Annotated in this window: 20 protein-coding genes; 5 read left to right on the top strand and 15 right to left on the bottom strand. The window is 64.1% G+C overall.

The annotated features are described in order from the left end of the window. Positions 1-6: 6 nt before the first annotated feature. Genes Rhe02_RS31715 through Rhe02_RS31745 form a run of 7 tightly spaced genes read right to left on the bottom strand, consistent with a single transcriptional unit; the run spans position 7 to position 4,359 of the window. Positions 7-327, bottom strand: a complete 321-nt coding sequence (locus tag Rhe02_RS31715; RefSeq protein ID WP_203912101.1) for a hypothetical protein — start codon at positions 325-327, stop codon at positions 7-9. Beyond that, complete coding sequence (locus Rhe02_RS31720; protein WP_203912102.1) at positions 320-646, bottom strand: hypothetical protein; 327 nt, start codon at positions 644-646, stop codon at positions 320-322. Before Rhe02_RS31720 ends, Rhe02_RS31715 begins: the two co-directional genes overlap by 8 nt. Then, on the bottom strand, positions 647-1,372 hold the full coding sequence (locus Rhe02_RS31725) for a hypothetical protein (protein WP_203912103.1): 726 nt from the start codon (positions 1,370-1,372) through the stop codon (positions 647-649). After that, on the bottom strand, positions 1,369-1,707 hold the full coding sequence (locus Rhe02_RS31730; RefSeq protein ID WP_203912104.1) for a hypothetical protein: 339 nt from the start codon (positions 1,705-1,707) through the stop codon (positions 1,369-1,371). Before Rhe02_RS31730 ends, Rhe02_RS31725 begins: the two co-directional genes overlap by 4 nt. Before the next feature lie 2 nt (positions 1,708-1,709). Next, positions 1,710-2,774, bottom strand: coding sequence for a S8 family serine peptidase (locus Rhe02_RS31735; RefSeq protein ID WP_203912105.1), 1,065 nt, complete (start codon positions 2,772-2,774; stop codon positions 1,710-1,712). Further along, positions 2,771-3,979, bottom strand: coding sequence for a hypothetical protein (locus Rhe02_RS31740; RefSeq protein ID WP_203912106.1), 1,209 nt, complete (start codon positions 3,977-3,979; stop codon positions 2,771-2,773). The genes Rhe02_RS31735 and Rhe02_RS31740 overlap by 4 nt, the downstream gene beginning before the upstream one ends. Further along, positions 3,976-4,359 (bottom strand): hypothetical protein, encoded by a 384-nt coding sequence (locus tag Rhe02_RS31745; RefSeq protein ID WP_203912107.1) that lies wholly within the window; start codon positions 4,357-4,359, stop codon positions 3,976-3,978. The genes Rhe02_RS31740 and Rhe02_RS31745 overlap by 4 nt, the downstream gene beginning before the upstream one ends. 353 nt (positions 4,360-4,712) lie before the next feature. Here Rhe02_RS31745 and Rhe02_RS31750 point away from each other — a divergent pair, with 353 nt between their 5' ends. Beyond that, on the top strand, positions 4,713-5,069 hold the full coding sequence (locus tag Rhe02_RS31750; protein WP_203912108.1) for a hypothetical protein: 357 nt from the start codon (positions 4,713-4,715) through the stop codon (positions 5,067-5,069). A 609-nt stretch (positions 5,070-5,678) separates the two neighbouring features. Here Rhe02_RS31750 and Rhe02_RS31755 read toward each other — a convergent pair. From Rhe02_RS31755 to folP, 8 genes are all read right to left on the bottom strand, one after another. After that, complete coding sequence (locus tag Rhe02_RS31755) at positions 5,679-6,815, bottom strand: M23 family metallopeptidase (RefSeq protein WP_203912109.1); 1,137 nt, start codon at positions 6,813-6,815, stop codon at positions 5,679-5,681. Position 6,816: 1 nt separating this feature from the next. After that, positions 6,817-7,350 (bottom strand): hypothetical protein, encoded by a 534-nt coding sequence (locus Rhe02_RS31760; RefSeq protein ID WP_203912110.1) that lies wholly within the window; start codon positions 7,348-7,350, stop codon positions 6,817-6,819. 2 nt (positions 7,351-7,352) lie between these two features. Then, positions 7,353-9,164, bottom strand: coding sequence for an MFS transporter (locus Rhe02_RS31765; RefSeq protein WP_373320735.1), 1,812 nt, complete (start codon positions 9,162-9,164; stop codon positions 7,353-7,355). Beyond that, on the bottom strand, positions 9,161-12,406 hold the full coding sequence (locus tag Rhe02_RS31770) for an ATP-binding protein (protein ID WP_239124178.1): 3,246 nt from the start codon (positions 12,404-12,406) through the stop codon (positions 9,161-9,163). Before Rhe02_RS31770 ends, Rhe02_RS31765 begins: the two co-directional genes overlap by 4 nt. Continuing rightward, a complete protein-coding gene (locus tag Rhe02_RS31775; protein WP_203912111.1) occupies positions 12,403-12,765 on the bottom strand; it encodes a hypothetical protein in 363 nt (120 codons plus the stop codon). The genes Rhe02_RS31770 and Rhe02_RS31775 overlap by 4 nt, the downstream gene beginning before the upstream one ends. A gap of 10 nt (positions 12,766-12,775) precedes the next feature. Beyond that, entirely contained in the window at positions 12,776-13,066 is a 291-nt protein-coding gene (locus Rhe02_RS31780; protein WP_203912112.1) for a hypothetical protein, read from the bottom strand. A gap of 191 nt (positions 13,067-13,257) precedes the next feature. Continuing rightward, positions 13,258-13,635, bottom strand: coding sequence for a dihydroneopterin aldolase (folB, locus tag Rhe02_RS31785; protein ID WP_203912113.1), 378 nt, complete (start codon positions 13,633-13,635; stop codon positions 13,258-13,260). After that, positions 13,623-14,423 carry a dihydropteroate synthase gene (gene folP / locus Rhe02_RS31790; protein ID WP_203912114.1) on the bottom strand — a complete coding sequence of 267 codons (801 nt, stop codon included), beginning with the start codon at positions 14,421-14,423 and terminating at the stop codon, positions 13,623-13,625. Before folP ends, folB begins: the two co-directional genes overlap by 13 nt. Before the next feature lie 9 nt (positions 14,424-14,432). On the opposite strand from folP, the gene folK reads away from it, so the two are divergent. The 4 genes from folK to Rhe02_RS31810 all read left to right on the top strand — a co-directional run bounded on the left by folK (position 14,433) and on the right by Rhe02_RS31810 (position 18,085). Further along, positions 14,433-14,951, top strand: a complete 519-nt coding sequence (gene folK / locus Rhe02_RS31795) for a 2-amino-4-hydroxy-6-hydroxymethyldihydropteridine diphosphokinase (protein WP_203912115.1) — start codon at positions 14,433-14,435, stop codon at positions 14,949-14,951. Next, the gene (locus Rhe02_RS31800) at positions 14,948-15,448 is read left to right on the top strand and encodes a DUF3180 domain-containing protein (protein WP_203912116.1); all 501 of its coding nucleotides are present in this window, start codon (positions 14,948-14,950) and stop codon (positions 15,446-15,448) included. Before folK ends, Rhe02_RS31800 begins: the two co-directional genes overlap by 4 nt. A gap of 92 nt (positions 15,449-15,540) precedes the next feature. Continuing rightward, positions 15,541-16,773, top strand: a complete 1,233-nt coding sequence (locus Rhe02_RS31805) for an ABC transporter permease (RefSeq protein ID WP_203912117.1) — start codon at positions 15,541-15,543, stop codon at positions 16,771-16,773. A gap of 127 nt (positions 16,774-16,900) precedes the next feature. Further along, positions 16,901-18,085, top strand: a complete 1,185-nt coding sequence (locus Rhe02_RS31810) for a hypothetical protein (protein ID WP_203912118.1) — start codon at positions 16,901-16,903, stop codon at positions 18,083-18,085. Positions 18,086-18,287 lie beyond the last annotated feature (202 nt).

Genomic DNA, 18,287 nt, shown 5'->3' on the forward strand with positions numbered 1-18,287 from the left:
CAGGAATTACAGGATGTACAGCACAGCTATTGGCAGAACCGTTCCCGCTGCCACCAAACCAGCCGCCCGCCACAGCATGCGCTGCGCGCCGTTGGCTCGCGCTGTCGCCGCGGCAAACCATCCGCCGGCCGTCAGCAGGATCGTTCCAGCCAACAATATGACGGCCGTGGTCGCGCCGCCGCTGAGTGTCTCGCCAAGGATGAAATACCGATAGAGCAGATATATGTACTGAAGCACCACCACGAATGCGATCACCGCGAGGATCACCGCGGTGTCGCGGCGGTAGCTCTGCCATATCCTGGCATAGAACGGATCACGCTCACGCACTCTTCATGTCCTTGTCAGGAGCCAAGTCTTCGCGCAGCTGATCCACCCGCGCCGAGACTTGTGCCACCAATGCTCCGTGCTCCTCCTGTGTCAGCCCTTTGCGCCAATCCAGGTAGCTTGTTGCCGCGGCTTGCAAAACCGGTGCCGCAACCGACGACCTCGTCAACTCGTCGAGAGTCATCTCGCCTTTCAACAAACTCTCCGCCATGTCCCGCAGCAGCGGATGCCCACCTTGACGGATCCGGTGCAACGCACCCTCCAACAACCTCCGATGAACCTCTTGCTCCACCGGATCGAACTCGGTCAGCGGCGTCATCACTCACCGCGCCATCGCGAGACTAAGCGAACCCGAGATCGCGCGCGATGGCGCCACATCCTCGATCTCCTTGGTCGCCGTGGAAACAAAGGCGCTGAACCCAAACACAATCGACTCGGCCGCGCTAGACACAAGCGTCACCCGCGCCACGAGTCGCAAGATCTGCGCTATCTCGTACGCGGCAAGGCCATAGCCGACCGCCGCCCCCACACCCGTCTCGGCCGTAAGCGTGCCCGCCAGCGCATACAACGCCGCCCTGGCCGCCCGATCGAGCAGCGCCTGCAGAAGCCCCTTCATCGCCTCCATCAGATGCCACATCGCACGGGCCAAGCTCTTGTACTCGACACTGGCCCTCTGCACCGCCTGCGCATGCCCGGTCAGCGAACCAGCCGCCTGCGCGAAGTAAACGTAAGCGGCGTCCGAGGCGTTGCCGTCCCACACATCGTCCAATGTGGTCGAAGCAGCTTGCACGTCGGCAGAGAGGTCGCGCAGACACAGCGACAGCTTGCTCAGCGCGTCGCCATACGCGCTGACCATCGTCCAATGTCCAGAAAGCGGAGAAACAAACTCGCCCAACACGTCCACGTTGGTAAACGCCTTGACGACGTCGAACAGCCACGCCGACGGGCTGAACAAGTCAAACAGCGCCGTGGGGCTGACAAAACCCGCCGCCACCGACTGAGCCTCCGGAGTCGGCGTCGTGAGATGCCGCGTCGGGTCATCCATCATCGTCCGCTCCAAGGGCTGTGGTCAGCACGCTCCACCGCCGGCAACGTCGCGTCTACCCTTGCCGCGGCCGCCAGATCGGTCTGGCTGTAAAACGTCGCCACCCTGCCCAACTCCTCGGCACTGGCCTTCAACGCTGCCGCGGCCCCATCCAGCCTGGCCTGCAACAGTCCCGCGAACTCCTGATGAGAGTCCTCAATCCTCCTGATGAGCCCCTTGTCGAAGAACTCCAGCTGACTCGGCGCCCGATGGTACTGGGCTGCCTTAGCTAGGCAATTCGCGCTCACTTCGAAGCTCTCCGCGGCCGCTATCACCGCGACTGGATCCACTTTGAACACCGCTATTCCTCCCGTGTCTTGCGGCGCATGAAAAAGAACGCAGCGGCCCCGCCGACAATGACTACCGGCACAGCTACAAGCCACCACGGAAAGCCCCCGCCCCCGCCACCCCCACCCAGCGGACCCGCCGGACTCGAGGTCAACGCAGCCGTGGGCGGACTCGTATCCTGCGGAAGATCCGCCGTCAACGCCCCCACTATGTTCAGAATTCCGTAACCGTACTGACTGTCCCTACCCGGTGGGCCTTTGTCGATCGCCGTGGCGGTCAGCCGCCGAACCACCTCGGGCCCCTTCAACTTCGGAAACTTCGACCGCACCAACGCCACCGCCCCAGCCACAATCGCCGCCGAGTATGAGGTTCCACTCCCGACTCCATAGGTCCCACCAAGACTCGTGGTGGAGATGTCGTCGCAAGGCGCCGCAATAACGGCCGCTTCGCCAGCCACCGAGGTGCTTGACACGCCACCATCTCGACCAAGTCCAGTTACTGCAACGACACCCGGAATGGCAGCAGGAAAGCCAATACCTTGATCCACAGATCGATTGCCAGCCGCTGCGACGACGACAACATCGGCCTTCAATGCAGCTTCGACCTCCTGGCGAATCAGAAGATTATCTCTTCCGATGGCTAACGAGAGTGAAATTACCTGAGCCCCCGCGGAAACGGCCGTGCGTATGCCCCGGGCGATCAGCTCCGAGTAGTTAGAATATTCGTCGCGCAGGATGACTCGTACTGGCAGTACTCGGGCGCCTGGTGCGACTCCTGTCGTACGTCCTTTTGCTACAACCAACCCGGCCACTTGCGTGCCGTGGCCGAACGTATCTGTCCGACCGTCACCTGGCCCGGTCATGTCGGCGCCCGGAAGTATTGCGTCCTTGAGATCGCCGTGGCCGCCGTCGACTCCGGAGTCGACTATTGCCACCGTGATGCCTTGCCCTGTGGATATAGCGTGTGCCGTCCGCGTATCAAGGAATACGTGAAACCATTGTCCGTCGTCAATTCGATCCGACTGAGGGAATCCTGTGATGAGAGAAATGAGTACAGTTAAGATCGACGAAAGGTTCATTGCTCCACCTTCCGAAATTCGATCTTCGGCTGCGCGTCGCTGCTTTCAGACTCTGCACGCCACGGATGCGCCAGATCCGCGAACCAGTCGTGAAATGCCTTCTCCTGCTGTTCGGAAGGTCGGCCAGGAATAATCGTGTCGTCGTCTGGTGCCTGAATAACTGGGCTAACTCCAGAATTTGTCCTCCAGATCTCAGAACGGCGCCGGTAGAGCGTCCGCTGCACACGTTCACCATTGCCAGGCGGTTGCAGTCCTACCGGCATTGGCGTGAACCCGCCGGAGCCGCTAACAGCGCCTGCGGTCGCTGGCAATGGTCGACCAAGGGGTGTTCCATTGCCTCTTTGCGGCATAGGCACGACGTAGCCTCGTGACCCGACTCCGGGACCCGGCAAGACGTAGGCACCGCCGTACGGCGCATATGCGCTACCTGGAGAGATAGGCAGCATTGAGACGGGCTGGCCCGGCACGGCGGGGATAATCGTTGGCATTCCGGCAAGGCCTTCTCCGAGATTTTCCGGGTGCGGATTGCCTGGCTTGGCATCAATCGGTTCGTAACCCGGAATTGGGGGCACCACGCGGCGCGTTCCAATCTGCTGAGCCTCGCTCGGCGCTGGCTCTGTCCACCAAACGTCGCGGCGAGTCGGCGGTGTCTCAAAATCTCTTGGTACGGTAATCCTCGAGCGATGGTCGCGTACCGCGTCGTCAACCGCGGACATCAGTCTTTGTGCCTCGGTGTTCAGCTCAGCTGCGTTGGCGTCCCAGCAAAATGGTTGCCATTTTGCTGTGGTCCCGTTCCAGCAATCGTTGAGGACGCTTACTCGTTCCCGAGCCTCCGAGTAGACGGTTACGATTGAATCGATGGCGTTTGCAGTAGCAGATGCGCAATGTGCGTCAGACAGCAGCGATTCACATAGGACGTCAATTCTCGAAAGAAGCATTGCGGCAGCCGGCCCCTGCCAGAAGGCGGCCAGCTGATCTCGCTGCATTCGAAGTGTCGTCTGATGGTCGAGAAGTAGCGTGTTGAGTTGCCTGAACCCCGCTGCCTGTTCCCAGCTGACCGCATCGTTGTTTGGGTGAAGGATATCGAATATGCGCGGCACATCGTAGGCGCCCCAGCCGATACACCATGCAGTGAAAGAAGGTTGGGCCGGTAGGTATGAATCAGTTTTGGTTGGAGGGGTGGGCCCCACAAATGGCTGGCTCATTGCTCGACCCAATGCTTAGCCGTCGGTCGCTGGGGGAGTGCCTCCTCAAGAAGAGCCTCCATGCGCTGCACATCCAGTCTGGTCAGCTCATCGGTGCTTCGATAGTGTTGTAACACGATCTTGATCGTCGACGCGAGATGGTCTGCCATCGCGATCTGATTGCCACTGTTATAGGCGTGCACACGCAAAGCCTCACGCAGTGCTCTTCGTGCTGCATCCAGTTCGCCGGATGGCGATCTCTCGCCGAGCCAGACTCCATGTTGGATCTGTGAGTCGACTTGTCTTAGCCCAGTGCGTAAACGTGCCGCGGCCGCTTCCATGGCGGCGCGTGTCACCTCGACAATGAGGAGATCCACAGCTACTGGCTGGTTCCCCGTCACATTGCTCTCCTTTCATGAGCGGCGCGAAAGCGGTAAACCTTCATCCGCATCGATGGGAGGTTATCTCATGTCAGCTATGTTGTGAGAGCGAAAATTCGAGCCTGTGGATATCATAATCAATGAAGTAGGTCAAGCAGGGCCTTGATAGATCCACTGCGTGCGAAGCGATCTCGGCGTGATCGGTCCGGGGGTGATCTGCGGAGTGGCCGGGTGGAGTTCCGGAAAGCTCTTCGTTGCCACACAATGGTTGGATGCGTTGGCGGCGTGTGGCGGTTATTGGCGGAGTGGTCGCGTTGGCGGCGTCGGCTAGCGCGGTGGGCTGGGGGCTTCTCGCGTACAACGAGGTGACCAGAGTGGATCGAAGCGATCCGCAGGTCGTAACAGACCAGTTCCTCAGGGCCGTTTTCGTCAGAAAGGATCATCCTGGTGCGGCGCTCTACACCTGCAGTGATCAATCACAGGACGATGACGTGTGGGCACTTCGATCAGAGCTCGATCGGAGAGAGAGCGAATTCAAAGTTACCGTAATCGTCAGTTGGGGTGCATATGATCGCGAAGGCAACGATCTGCGCACCAGCCTGACGATCACGGCCAATCGAGATGGAGTTGAGCAGAGCAGCAGCGAACAGGTCTGGCGATTCCATCTTGTTGAAGAGGATGGTTGGCGGGTGTGCGGAGCGGATCGGGTCGAAGGAACGGTGCCGACCTGAGTTATTCAAGCCATAGCTCTGCAACGGGCAGCGCACGCGCAGCGGGGAGCTTGCCGGTCGCGGCCCAGGCGTACCAATCAGACTCTGTCACAACGAGGATTTGCGGCAAGCTGTCTGGTCCCTTGTGGGCCTCGCTTGCCGCCCGCAATGCACGAGTCTCCCCTTCTCGACCTGTGTGCACCAGCCGTCGCCCCATCACCTGAGCGGCGCCATCCAATGGGAGGGCTGCCCGGGTTGGCGGTGAATCCAGTGAAACAAGCTGCGGAGCATCAGCTGGCGAAGGAGTGAGGTCATTGGCCGCGTCGGCTGTGCTTAGTGTTTCTATCCAAACCCTTTCGACTGGTACTAGCGCGGCAACCACTTCGACCCGATCGCGCTCTGCTCTATACCAGTCGGCCTCGGGCAGCACGGGAACGAACGTCCGTGCGCCTTGTTTTACCAAGGCATCGGCACGCATTTCGCCACGCCACCCGTGACCTGGTAGGCCTATAAGCACGCGGGCTCCGCGCAAGGTCCCCCCGCTGCCGTCGACTGTCAGAGCTGGCACTGGCACGATCGCTGCGGGTGGCGTGCGCCATTGTGCCGCCCACCGTGCGAAGTCAGCCTCGGTCACGCTGCAACCCCCAACGCTGCGCCTTTGGAAGCCATAAATATCTCCGGGTTTACGGCGCCACGCGACGAGCGGTCGCCGTCAAGGTGGACCTCGAAGTGTAGGTGAGGTCCGGAGGAGTTGCCTGTCGTTCCGACGACACCGATCACTTGGCCCGCCGCGACCCGGTCCCCGATGTTGACATGGGGGCGGGTGTTCATGTGGCAGTAGCGGGTAATTACTTGCTCGGCGTGAAGAACTTCGACGAACCAGCCGCAGCCGGGAGTGCTGGGCGAACCATCGCGATCGCAGTTGCCGACATCGCAGCGGCTCATAATGACAACGCCGGAGGCTGCCGCGCGAATAGGAGTGTTTCGGGAAGCACCGAGGTCGACCCCGTGATGCGACGGGCGTTCAGGCGTTCGGAAGGCCGACACAATATTCGCGCCGACAGGTGCTGTCCAGCCGGATGCCGCGATCTCGCCGAATCCGGCGCATCGCAACTGGCCGTTGACAAGAACAGAACGAGCAGCGCCATCTGTGAGTTGGTTGACGACCAGCGTCGCCATCGGCTCGTGTTTGGCGTAGGCATTTGGATAGGCACTGATCTGAACCAGCTGAGCCGCGACAGTGAGCGGCAAAGTTAGCCAACCCGGGACCTGTGTGAGTTTGTTGTAGAACTTCGTGGACGAGTAGACCGGGTTCATGATTTGTTCTGGGGTACCCCAGCCTTGGCTCGGTCGTTGCTGAAAGAGCCCAAGCGAGTCGTGATCATTGATGGCGCCCAAATGGCCGTGGTTCGTGAGACTGCTCTCTTGCATCGCGGTGGCCACGGCGATAACCCACCCGCGGGGCGGCACCTGTAGGTCCTGACCCGTGCGAATAATCACCGCGGCGTTCCGGACCTGATCGGGACCGTAAGGCCCCATCCGATCGAACTCACCGTCCACACTGATCGCGCCGCGTCCACCGCAGCTCAAGGAGTTGGCGAGGCTTGATTGGTTTGTCAGGTCGCCAAAGATGATTGCGCTGATAGCGCCACCACAGCAAAGGACCGCGAGAACCGCGGTTATTGCCACGATGAGACCCGGCTTCACGAGCCTCTTGTGGGGGCCGCGTAGGGGTGCGGAAGCGAGGGGGACGGGGGATAGCTTCATCTCATGCTCGCTCCCAGTCGATCCCGTCCACCAGCCAGCGTCCTTCCGCTACGAAAACCAGGCGCAGTCGGAGCTTGCCGGCGTCGGTTGGGAAGATAACGTCCGCAGACGTTTCGGCGTGAACCTCGGTGGTGGCTTGCCCGCTAAGGCGTTGCGCGGGCACGGAAATGGGATCTGATTGAGCGAGCTCGCCAGTGAGCGTCTTGGTGGACAACGGCTGCAACGAATTACGCCAAGCGGAGGCACTGCGGTTCTTTTTGATCCAATTTTCGGCGAAGGCAGTAGCCACAGTGAGCGCCGTCTGGCCGCTTGACTGCTGCTTAAGTGAAGGGCTGGGATCAATGTTGACGACGCTGTCGTTTCCGGTCGTCGGGTCGACGGTCGACACTTGGGATGAGCCGTCAGGAAAGCTCTGCGGGGCTTCGCCACCGATCAGTTTGCCGATCACAATGACCACGCCGACCACGGCGAGCAATGCAAGAGCGATTGCGGTGCGTGGCCGCACCGGCAGCGCGCTGAAGAATCGACCGACCATCGCTACCGCGACTCCGAGCGCGCCTCAGTTCGGGCAGGCTGTTGAGGCTTAGCTGAGACGCCTCCGCCGACCTTAGGTGGAGCGGCTTGATGTGGAACCGAGGTGGGACGGTAGATCGCGTAACCGGATTCTGTTTCCGGCACATCTGCAGTGGTCCACGCTCGTTGCCGGGTGCTTTCGGCGGCAGGAGATGCTTCAGCCCTTTGCAGAACAGTCTGGAGCTCCTCTTTGACTTCGAGCTCAAGCCTGCCCTCGTTGCGCTGCCCATCGTGGCTAACGTCGACGGTGGTCGTTGCCGTAGTTGTCGTGACCGCCGGGCGAGCGGTGAGAAGCGCCGCGCCGCTGCTGCGTCCACTTAGCTGGGTGATTCGGGTATACGGCCGTAGCAACATCCAGCCGACGACGCCACACAGAAGGACAAGGGTTACCTGAAGCCATCCGGGGAGGCTAGCGGTGCTCATGATTAGGTCCACGGCGAAGAGGTACACCGCCGCGCCCGTACCAAAGATGGCGATGTTGATGGCTGCCGCGATGACGGCGTTTACGAGGCGCCGCAAGCCAGCACTAGCCGGCCGCAGCAAGCCGACGGTGCCCAACGCAGGCGCGGCGACAACAGCCCATCGAATGATGAGAAAACCAAGAAGCACAAGCAGAGAGGCGACTATATCGAAGGTGGCGTACGCCGCGGCGGCCAGAATGGCGACAAAGCCCGCCCCGACCCGCTCCATCCCCTTCGTTCCGCGAAGGTACTCGTAAGCGTCAGGATCCTCCGTGCGGATCTGCTCAGAGACCTTCATCCAATCGCGCTTCTTCGCATCAAGGATTCCCTGCCGACGGGCGGGATTCGACTCGATGGCCTCGATGTCTTGCCAGCTCAGGGACTTTGCTCGATAGAGAGCTGGGCCGTATTTTAGGGCCGTCTCGCTATCGGCCGAGCCGAGTGAGCCGCGAAGCCAGTTTTTGTAGAGCAGGCTCTCCACGGCTGTATCGCCGGCGCGGACAGAGGGTGGTCGTTTGTCGTCACACGCTCCGGGAGCGGGGTCGTTACACGGGCCTGCAGATTCGGAGGACTTAGGCCCGATGGCGTCGTGAACGACGCTCAGTGTGGCGACCAATGCGTTGTCCGCAATGTTTGCGGACTTGACGGGCCACGCTGCCAGTGCGGTGACGGCTACCAGGACCAGGATTGCCCAGCCAGCTGTGGTGAGCGCCGCCGACATTTGGGCTTGGCGTGAACGCCAGAGAAGGTAAAGGCCGACTACGGCCAGAGTTACCACACCGAAGACGCTGAACACCCGTTGGTAGATGGCCTGAGTGGCGCCTTCAACCAAAGGGTCGGCCCAGGCCCACAGGTCGCCAGGATCCCAGGCCTTTTCGCGAAGTCCGTTGGAAGCGGCCACGATCCCGGTCGCGATCATGAATTCGCCGTTGGCGATGGTGGACTCGATTTTGTAGTCAGGATGCATGAGCGTGTCGGCGCACCCGATGTCGTAGGTGGTGTAGTCGTAGCCGGCGTATCCGTAGCGGGTGTATTTGCCGACGGGGCCTGAAACTTGCCAGGTTGGCTTGGTGGCGAACCAGCCGCCGAAGCCGGAGTCGGGGGCGGCGGCGTCTGGGGCGCGTAGGCATTGGACTCTGGCGGCGGAGACTTCTTGGAGGCGGGAGATGCATTCGTCCAGGCCTCGTGAGCGCCATTCTTCCAGTGAGCACAGTGGGTCGCCGGGGGCGGTGGACGGGGGTGGGGCGGCGGCGGAGGCGGGGACGCCGAAGAAGGTGGAGATGAACAGGACGAAGACGGCTGCGAGTTTTCTCACCGGCGTCCCGCCTGTCCGGTGGGGGTGGTGTCCAGAGTGGTGAGCAGACCGTCCACATAGGATACATCGATGCGCACGCGCTGGACGCGGCTGTCCACGTCGCGGAGGACGAACTCGCGGTAGCCGAGGCGGCCGGCGCTGTTGGCATCGGGCGCGGAAAGTGAAGCTAGCACCGCCTCATAGCCAACATCGGTCGGTACCCGCAAAAGTCTCAACGCATCAGAAGCGATCTCAGTGTCCTGAGCGATGCGGCCGACAAAGACCGTAGAGACAAGGTTTTGCACGTCGAGCCCCAGGATGTCTTTCGGGTTCTGCGAGGCAACAAATGCGGAGAGGTTCCACTTGCGTGAGTCACGGGCGAGCCGCACGAGGAAGGAGCGGCCGGAGCGCCAGCCTTCCATGAAGTGGGCTTCGTCGAGCCCGACGAGCTTGCGCTGGTGCATGTCGCCGGAGTAGCAGCGCCGCACGGCGAGCCGGTGTGCGGTGTGCAGCATGGGCAAAGCCAGCGCTTCTTCGGCCGACCAGTATTCTCGCTCGATTTTGAGATCGGGCAGGCGCAGGCCGGACATCGTGATGACGGTGAGCGCGGCGTCGGTGCCGAGCAGGTCGGGTGGCGGAGAGCCGAAGAACAGTAGGGCCAATGGCATTTCGGCGGTGTCGAGCAGGAGGTTGGCCAGCTCGCGTCCGCTGTCGTCGACGCCGGATAGGCAGCGCACCACGTCGTCGAGGGTGGAGGTTTCCTCCGCCGGCACCGTGCGCACAGCGTGGCGGAGCAGGGTGGCGGTTGATGCCTCGCGCGCAACCTGTGGTGGCACAAGCATGGAGCAGATGTCTTGGACGAGCATCCGGCGCTCGGCGCGGGCGTTGGAGACTGCGATTTCGAATTCGCGGTTGCCGGCGTGGCCGGGTGCGAACTCTTCGCGCGACGGTGTGGGGATGAGCGAATAGGGCGCAAGTGTGCCTTGCTCACCACCGGTGAGGTTGAGGACGCGGGTGAAGGGGCGCAGCTCGGGCATGGCGGCCAGGCGTGCCAGGGGGCCGGACGGGTCGAGCAGTGTCACCTGCACACCGCGGCGCGCGTTCAGGTAGCCAAGGGCGCCAAGCAGAGTGGACTTTCCACCGCCGGGCTCGGCGACCATGACGGCCAGGCCGCTTCGTTCCCTGACCTCCATGGGGAAGTGGGGGTCGAGGAAGACCGGGCGGCGGCAGGTGCCGGCGGTGCGGCCGATCAGGTCGCCGCGGCGGTCGCCGACGGTGGAGGCGGCCTGCGGCAGCGCGGCGGAGAGCAGGCGAACCGGCATGCGCCGCAGGTATCCGGTGTTGGCAATGGGTTCGCCGGGGATGAACTCGCGCGCCAATTGGTCTTGTTGCTTGGGATGTTGCAAGGCAACGCGAAGCTCACGGCTGTAGGTCGCGGTGACGGCGCGGGCGCGTTCGAGGCATTCTTCGCGGGTGCCACCGCTGACCGCGATGCGGTGCCAGCCGTGGGCGCGGGCCGAGTCGACGGGCAGACCGGTGGTCATCTCGTCGCCCATGGTCAGGGCACGGCTGGCCAGGCGCTCCAGCTCGGGTGGGGCGTCCATGCCGTGCTCGAGGTAGTCCTGCTGCTGCGAGCGGATCATCCGGAGCCGGTGCTCGAGGTTGCGGAAGCTGTCCTGGGGGCCGAGGATGTCGACCCGCGACGAAAGCTCCATCGGCCACGGCATGCGCTCGTGGAAGTGGAGCCAGGGCTCGTGGCGCTCGGGGATGTCCAACGGCTCCATCCGGCCCACGGTCAGTACGGCCACGTGCCGCTCTTCGTTGGTCATGCGATTGACGAGCTTCACGGTGCTGCCGTAGGGCGTGCGATAGCGCTCGATGTTCTCGGTCAACGCCAGCAGATCGCCTGGTTCCCATTTGCCGTGCCCGATCGAGCTGAGCATGGTGGGCGGCGCCATCCCGAGCGCCACCGATCGGTAGAGCAGCCATTCCAGCTCGGCCGCGGCGGCGCGTTGTCCACGCATCCCGAACGCGGCCAGTACCTCGTCAAACTGCTCCACCTGACGGCCAAGCTTCTTGCGTTCCGACTCGGGCGTGCCCTTGCCGAACATCTTGAGCAGCCGCTCGGACATGCTGTCGCCCAACGCCCGCCGGGCGAAGGTGACGCCGAGGAAGGTCTGGCCTTCGGCATGGTTGACCTGACGCAGGTGTCGTTGCGCGGCCACGAGGTGATCGCCCCAGCTGGGCGAGTTGGGCACCGCCGGTAGCGGACGGGTGGTCAGCTGGTCGAGCTGCGCAGCCCACAGGTCGGCCGGAAAGGGCCGGGTGGTCCGTCGCAGGTGGAGGCGGAAGCCGGCCAGGCCGGCGTATTGCTCGCTGATCGCGGAGAGCAGCGCCTCACGCTCTGGGTCGGGACGGAAGGCCCAGCGGACCTCGGGAAGCATGTACCACGCTGTCACCGCATGCGGTGTGAAGGTGAGATGCCCAGCGATTTCGGTGATGGCCAGTTCCTGAGCGGAGCCACGGTCCTTGGGCGGCTTGGGCATTCTGGCGGGCTTGGGCTTGCCGGCGGCGGAGGGGTGCGGGCGGGGGCTGACGTTGGCCGGGCGCGTGGTCACCGGCATGGCGCTGATCGGCGCCGCGCTGACCGGCACCGCACTCACTGGCATCGCGCTGACAGGAGCGTTGACTGGAGCGTTGATCGGAGCGTTGATCGGCGCGTTGCGAGGAGCGTTGATCGGCGGTGGAGGCGTGAATGTGGGCTGGGTGAACTGAGGCGGTCGCGCAGGCCGTTGCGGCGCTTGGGCCGGAGGTGCCTGGCGAACGACAGGTGGTTGTGCCGGCGGTTCCCTGCGGTCAAACGAGTCGCCGTCAAAGGACCGCGGCTGGCGCTCAGATCCGTGCGCTGGCGAGTACGGCGCGGGTGACGCGACCTTGACCGACTCGGGCGAGTGGGCGGAGGCGTCGAAGAGCTCAAGGAACGGCGATTCCACGTCGAGTTTGGCCGGGGCGGGCGGGGGCGGGGCCGGAGCACGTAAACGAGCCGCGGCCTGGGCCGCGGCTTCGCGCATCTCGGCTGCCCGGCGATCGGCTGCGCGCTGCAGGTCTTCCGATCGCTCAGAGGATCGCTCGGAAGGTGGGGAGGTGCGCTCAGGGGACGTGGCCGGGCGGGGTGGCTGGAACGAGGCCACCGGCCCGTCCACCGACGGGATCGTGTCGTTGACCGACTCGTCGAGGTCGAACTCTTGGTCATGTGTCGTCATGTGAGCGCCTTCCGGACCATCACGCGGCGAGCGACGAGCTTCGGGTCACGCTGCTCAGTGCTGGGTTCACGTGTGCGCCGCCAATCGGTGAGGGCGGTGCGGATGACCATCCGGGCCGGACGGTCTGGGTCGACGTGCCGGAATACGTACGAAGTGATGACGATCGCCAGCGCGATCTCCCAAGCCGGGAGATAGTCGACATCCCCCGTGAGGATCCAGCGAATCCCCATGATCGCCGGAACCAGAAGTGCGAAGAGGCCGTACTGCGCGTAGGGCAACTGGATCGGCAGGGTGTATCCGGGTGGTCCCAGGTAGACCAGGCGGGCCCGGTAGATGTCGTCGTCCGTACGCAACCGCATGAGCTTTGTCCTACTCGAACATGATGTTGACCAGATTCGCCCCGACGAGGAACAAAGCGCCCGCCCCGACGATGAATGCGATGCCGATGATGGCGATCGCCGAACTGGTCAGCACTTTGGACACCTCACCCCGGCTGGCCCGGCCGATGAAGATCACGCCCAGGACGGCCAAAAGGATCGGAGCGATTTTACTGGCGAAGAATTCGAGGATATTTGTTGTCGCGATCTCGCCCTTGGGAGCCGGGGTAGGGGCCGCGAGCACGAAGTCGGCAACCGCGCCGAACAGCGACGTGGCGTTCATTTGGTGGTACCTCCCCCGGGCATTTCGGCGCTGGATCAACTTGCTAAGCCTTACGGAAAGGTGTGCTCAGCTGTGGGATGCGCCGATGACACCCTGTTTCGTGTCGAACACTGCGTGTGAACATGTGCCGGTCAGCACACACCCAGAGGGTACGGTGCGTGACCCCCAGCGACAAGCTATGTAACTACGTCTTAGGGGCGGGCGACGGTGTCGGATGAACGCCTGTGCAAAGTGACGCTCACGTCGTTAAACGTGTGCGGAATAGGTGCTTGGGGCTTGTGGACAGTGACGGTCGCCTCGGCCACACGTTTGTCGGCCAGGCAGATGTCAACCAGCCGAGAGGCCAAGGTTTCAATCAAGTTCACGGGCTCACCTGCGATCACCGCCGCCAGCTGTGAGGCCAACTCGCCATAGTGGATGGTGTCAGCAACGTCGTCGGTCGCGGCAGCGTGAGTGAGTGATAGCCCCAATGTCACGTCGACGACGAAATCCTGGCCGTCCCGGCGCTCGAAGTCGAAGACCCCGTGGTTGCCGCGCACCCGAAGGCCGGTAAGCGTTATTCGATCCATTCTCGCCAAACCTTAAGTGCGTCAACGGTGGCCTGCACGTCATGGACGCGTACGCCCCACACCCCCGCTTGGGCGGCCAGCACGCTGGTCGCGGCGGTGGCGACGTCGCGCTGCGGGGCCGGGCGGCCATCGAGCAGCAGGCCCAGATAGGACTTGCGGGAGGCAGCAAATAGGACAGGATAGCCAAGCCCGACAAAGGATGGCAGCGCGCGCGAAAGTGCCCAGTTATGGGTGGCGGTCTTCGCGAAGCCGAGGCCGGGGTCGATGATGATCGATGAGGCGTCCACCCCGGCATCGAGTGCGGCATCGATGCGCGCGGATAGTTCGGCGCGCACGTCGGCCACCACGTCGGTGTAGGTCGCCAGTTCCTGCATGGAGGCGGAGTGGCCGCGCCAGTGCATGATCACATACGGGCACCCGGCCGAGGCGGCCACCGCAAGCATCGCCGGATCGGCCAAGCCGCCGGAGACATCGTTGATGATCGCGGCGCCGGCGTCCAAAGCGGCCGAAGCGACCGCGGCTCGCGTGGTGTCCACACTGGTCGGTACCCCGGCGGCGTGCAGCGCGGCGATCACCGGCACGATCCGTTCGATCTCCACGTCCGCGTCTACCCGGGTGGCTCCGGGCCGGGTCGACTCGCCGCCGACGTCGACGTACTGAGCCCCTTGCTGGTAAAGGAGAACACCATGCTCGACAGCGGCCGAAAGATCTTCATAGAGCCCGCCATCTGAAAAGGAATCGGGTGTCACATTGAGCACACCGATCACCACAGGCAGATCATCGGTCACACTGCCATTGTGACTCAGGTGGTCTTCTCGATCGGGAGCAACCTTGGCGATCGACAGAGCTATCTGCGTGGTGCGGTGGCCGGTCTGGCCGAGGTGGGCGAGGTGCAGGCGGTTTCCGGTGTGTACGAGACCCCGCCCTGGGGTGATCCCGATCAGCCGTCCTACTACAACGCTGTCGTGCTGGTGACCGGCGAGCTGACTGTCGAGCGGTGGCTAGAGGAGGCCATGCGCATCGAACAGCTAGCGCAGCGAAGCCGCGACCAGATCCCGCGCACGCTCGACGTCGACCTGATCGCCGCGTGGGAGGACGACGGGACGCCGATCATCCGGGAGACCCGCGAGCTGACGTTGCCGCATCCCCGTGCGCATCTGCGGGCCTTCGTGCTGCGGCCGTGGCTGGAGATCCAGCCCTACGCCAAGCTGCCCGGACATGGCTGGGTCAACGATCTGGTGCTCTCTGAAGACCTGGCCGATGATGTTGCGGCCATGACCGCGTTGCCTCACCTCCAGATACAGTCGACGCCGTGAGCACAGGGGATCCCAGCGCGCCGGAGCCAAGGCTCAAACCCACCAACCCCGCGACCCTTGTCGTGGCGGGCCTGGCGGCAGCCGCCGTGGCCTTGCTCTCGGTCAGCCATTGGTACTACGAGCTGCCCTCGCTGCCGCTGCTGCCGGCGCTGACCCTGCTCGCCCTGGCGATCGCCGAGTTCGTGCTGGCCCAGCAGACCAGGGCCAGAATTGAGCGCAAACCAGGCCGCCCGCCGGTCGAGCCGCTGGCCGTCGCGCGCTACGTCGTGCTTGCCAAGGCGTCGTCGCTAGCGGGAGCGATCTTCGCCGGCTTCACGATCGCCGTGACGATCTGGCTCGCGATCGAGGCGCAGCGAATCGATCACGCCTCCCAGGGGCTGCCGGCCGCCGCGGTGTCGGCCGGCTCGTCGCTCGCCTTGGTCGCCGCCGCGCTTTGGCTGGAGCGAGCCTGCCGAGTGCCAGGCGATCCCGACAAATCGCAGGCAGATCAGCGTTAGGACTGTTGCATTCACCTTTAAGCCGGTACGGTCCTCCCGGTAGCCGGTTCGTACCCCCGCGGACCGGTCGAAGGCTTGCGGAGGCGTGGGCCATGGCCTATGGACACGACAATGATGCGACGGATGCCGGCCAGTTCGGTGGGAGGCACAGCGCCTCACGTCCAGCGACCAATCTCGAGGACGTCTTTGACGACCCGGCTCACGGCGAAATCGGCCGCGATCGGCTCGGCGTCCATTTTGCTTGGGAAGGCGTCCTTTTACTAGGGGTGCTGGCGCTCGGGTACCTGCTCTTCGCCAACCACCGCGAAGCACTCAAGGGCGACTCGCTCAAGATATTGCTGGTCTCCTGGGCGGCGCTGGGCATCCTCGCGCTCGGTGCGGCGATCACGCTGCGGGTAGGCGCGGTGAACCTGGCGTTGGGCTCGGTCGCGGCGGCCAGCGCGCTCTACTACGCGCAACACAGCGCTGATCGTTTGGTACCAACCTCGATTTGGCCGCTTCTGCTGGGTTTGGCGGTGGGGGCCGGGATCGCCGTGCTCGTGGTGGGCTTCCATGTGCCCGGCTGGGCGGGAAGCCTGGTGGGCGCCCTCGTGGCGATCGCGTGGATAGAAAAGAACTTCTCCGGCCCGGTTGAGGTCGCTGACGGGTTCAACCCGGCCGATCAGGCCTATTACCTGGCTGGCGGCTTCGTGCTGATCAGCATCGTGGGTGGGCTGCTCTGCTTGATCAAACCGATTCGCCGTGGGGTGGGCCGGTTCCGTTCGGTCGCCGATCCGGCGACGCGTCGGGGCGGGCTTGCCGCCGCGGTGACCTCGGGTGGCCTGATCCTCTCCGGGGGCCTCGCCGCGATCGCGGGCATCGTGGCCGGCGCGGCCGCTGGTGTGGCCAACGAGCAGGTGCCGGCGCCGGTGACCGGGCTCCAGACCACGGCCCTTGCCGTGGGCGCCGCCCTTGTCGGCGGTGTCAGCGCCTTCGGGCGCCGGGGAGGTGTCTTTGGCACGGTCCTGGCCAGCGCTCTGATCACTTTGCTGACTGTCTATGGGCAGGAAGAGAATTGGGGCATTTCTCCCTGGGTACTGGCCGCAGGCGCGATCGCCACCGGCCTGGTGGTGACCCGGCTGGTCGAGACCTTCGGCAGGCCGCTGAGCATGGATGACGGGCCGGACGACTGGTCCGACGTGGGCATCGCCAGCACTTCGAGCTGGTCGACCACGAGTGCCAGCACCACGGCGGCTGACACCTGGTCCGGCCTATCGGCCCAGCCCACCTCGCCAGCGACCACCACTACCTCGCAATGGGGAGCCGAAACGGACCGCTGGCGCTAAACGGGCGGTTATTCGTTAATACTTCGTGACGACAGTCAGGCCAAGCTCGCCGATCAAAGACTTTTGGCGCGATCTATGGACTGCGCGGCCTTTCGCTTCCTGGCAACGGTCGGTAACCTCTAGCACCATGCCGACCTCAGACGCGCAGGAAGAGCAACGCCGTGCGCGTCTCTTCACAGCGCTGTTTTGGACCGGGGTGGGACTCGCCCCGCTGGCAGCGTTGTTGCTGCTTGTCGGTTCAAGCATGGGCTCGTTGCGGGCAGCTGTCGGCATTCTGATCATTTCGGTCATCCTCGTCGGGGTGTCGATCACTCTGCGTCGAGACTCGGAAGGGATCAAGTCCGAGCTCGAAGACACGATGTACGACGAGATCGACACTGTGCGCGCCGAAGTGCGCGACGACCTCGGGCACGCGGTTCAGGCGACCCAGCGGGCGCTGGGCGAGAAGATGCAATATCTGATGGACCAGGTGGAGTCGACGCGCGCAGAGCTCGAAGCCACCAAGGCGCAACTGGAGACCCTGCGCCATCAGCCGGTCGCCGCCTCACATCGCGCCGGCGCACCCGCGCCCGGAATTGCTCAGCACGGTCAGCGCCAGGCGATGCCCCCGGGTGTGCTGCGGCACACCGAAACCGTTCAGGTGACCACCCGGCACACGATCATGGACCCGCACGAGGACGCCTCGCGCGGCACCACCTACGGCACGCGCCAGCCGATCGCCAGCCGCGGTGCGGTGCAACCGCACCACGACCGCGATGACTATCGCGACGACTACCGCGAGCGTGACCGTGACCAATACCGCGAGCGCGACGACTACCGGGAGCGCGACCGCGAGGAGTCCTGGACAGAGCAACGGCTGCGCGAGCAGCTCGACCGGCGTCGGGACGCCAACGATTCGGGTGCGGCAGTCGACCGCTGGCAGCGCGACTCGCACGACGACCGGTGGGTCGGCCCGGTCATCGACGAAGAAGACGATCGCCGCCCAGCGGTTCGCGCCGGAGATCGGTGGGCCAGCGTGCGCAGCGATGATCATGGTCGTGAGCTGCGCATGGGCGAGCGCCGGGCTGGCGTCTACTCTGACGGCCGCGGCACCGAGGTGCGCATTGAGGATCGATGGGCCGCAGTCCGTCGCGAAGCGGGCCTCGACCGCCCGCGCTGGGACGACGACGAACGCCTAGACGCCCCGCGCGACTTTCCCTACCGAGACCGCGACCGCGAACGCCGTGCCATCAGCGCCTCAGACCGTGACGACCGCTGGTCCGACCGCAGCCGCGACGACCGCCGCCACGACGACCGCGAGCGGTACCGCTAGGCGCGTGCAAGCAACGCGCGGCAAATCCGCCTGGAAGGCGGTGCCATCCCTTGCGATCTTGAAGACAAAGAGCGCGTCTTCAAGATCGCGGCGCGATAGCACCGCCGCGGATTTGCGGCCGTGCGAGCTGAGCGGGCTGAGCGCGTGGACGAGCCGTGGTGGCCCGAGCGGCGAGGCCGGGCCGTGCGGGCCAAGCCGGCCG

The sequence above is a fragment of the Rhizocola hellebori genome (assembly GCF_016862955.1).
Lineage (GTDB): Bacteria > Actinomycetota > Actinomycetes > Mycobacteriales > Micromonosporaceae > Rhizocola > Rhizocola hellebori.

Coding starts and splice junctions, on each gene's coding strand:
- Rhe02_RS31725 (WP_203912103.1), bottom strand. CDS start 1,372: ATGATGGATGACCCGACGCGGCATCTCACGACGCCGACTCCGGAGGCT.
- Rhe02_RS31775 (WP_203912111.1), bottom strand. CDS start 12,765: ATGCGGTTGCGTACGGACGACGACATCTACCGGGCCCGCCTGGTCTAC.
- Rhe02_RS31760 (WP_203912110.1), bottom strand. CDS start 7,350: ATGGTCGGTCGATTCTTCAGCGCGCTGCCGGTGCGGCCACGCACCGCA.
- Rhe02_RS31810 (WP_203912118.1), top strand. CDS start 16,901: ATGCCGACCTCAGACGCGCAGGAAGAGCAACGCCGTGCGCGTCTCTTC.
- folB (WP_203912113.1), bottom strand. CDS start 13,635: ATGGATCGAATAACGCTTACCGGCCTTCGGGTGCGCGGCAACCACGGG.
- Rhe02_RS31755 (WP_203912109.1), bottom strand. CDS start 6,815: ATGAAGCTATCCCCCGTCCCCCTCGCTTCCGCACCCCTACGCGGCCCC.
- Rhe02_RS31780 (WP_203912112.1), bottom strand. CDS start 13,066: ATGAACGCCACGTCGCTGTTCGGCGCGGTTGCCGACTTCGTGCTCGCG.
- Rhe02_RS31735 (WP_203912105.1), bottom strand. CDS start 2,774: ATGAACCTTTCGTCGATCTTAACTGTACTCATTTCTCTCATCACAGGA.
- Rhe02_RS31805 (WP_203912117.1), top strand. CDS start 15,541: ATGGCCTATGGACACGACAATGATGCGACGGATGCCGGCCAGTTCGGT.
- Rhe02_RS31770 (WP_239124178.1), bottom strand. CDS start 12,406: ATGACGACACATGACCAAGAGTTCGACCTCGACGAGTCGGTCAACGAC.
- Rhe02_RS31740 (WP_203912106.1), bottom strand. CDS start 3,979: ATGAGCCAGCCATTTGTGGGGCCCACCCCTCCAACCAAAACTGATTCA.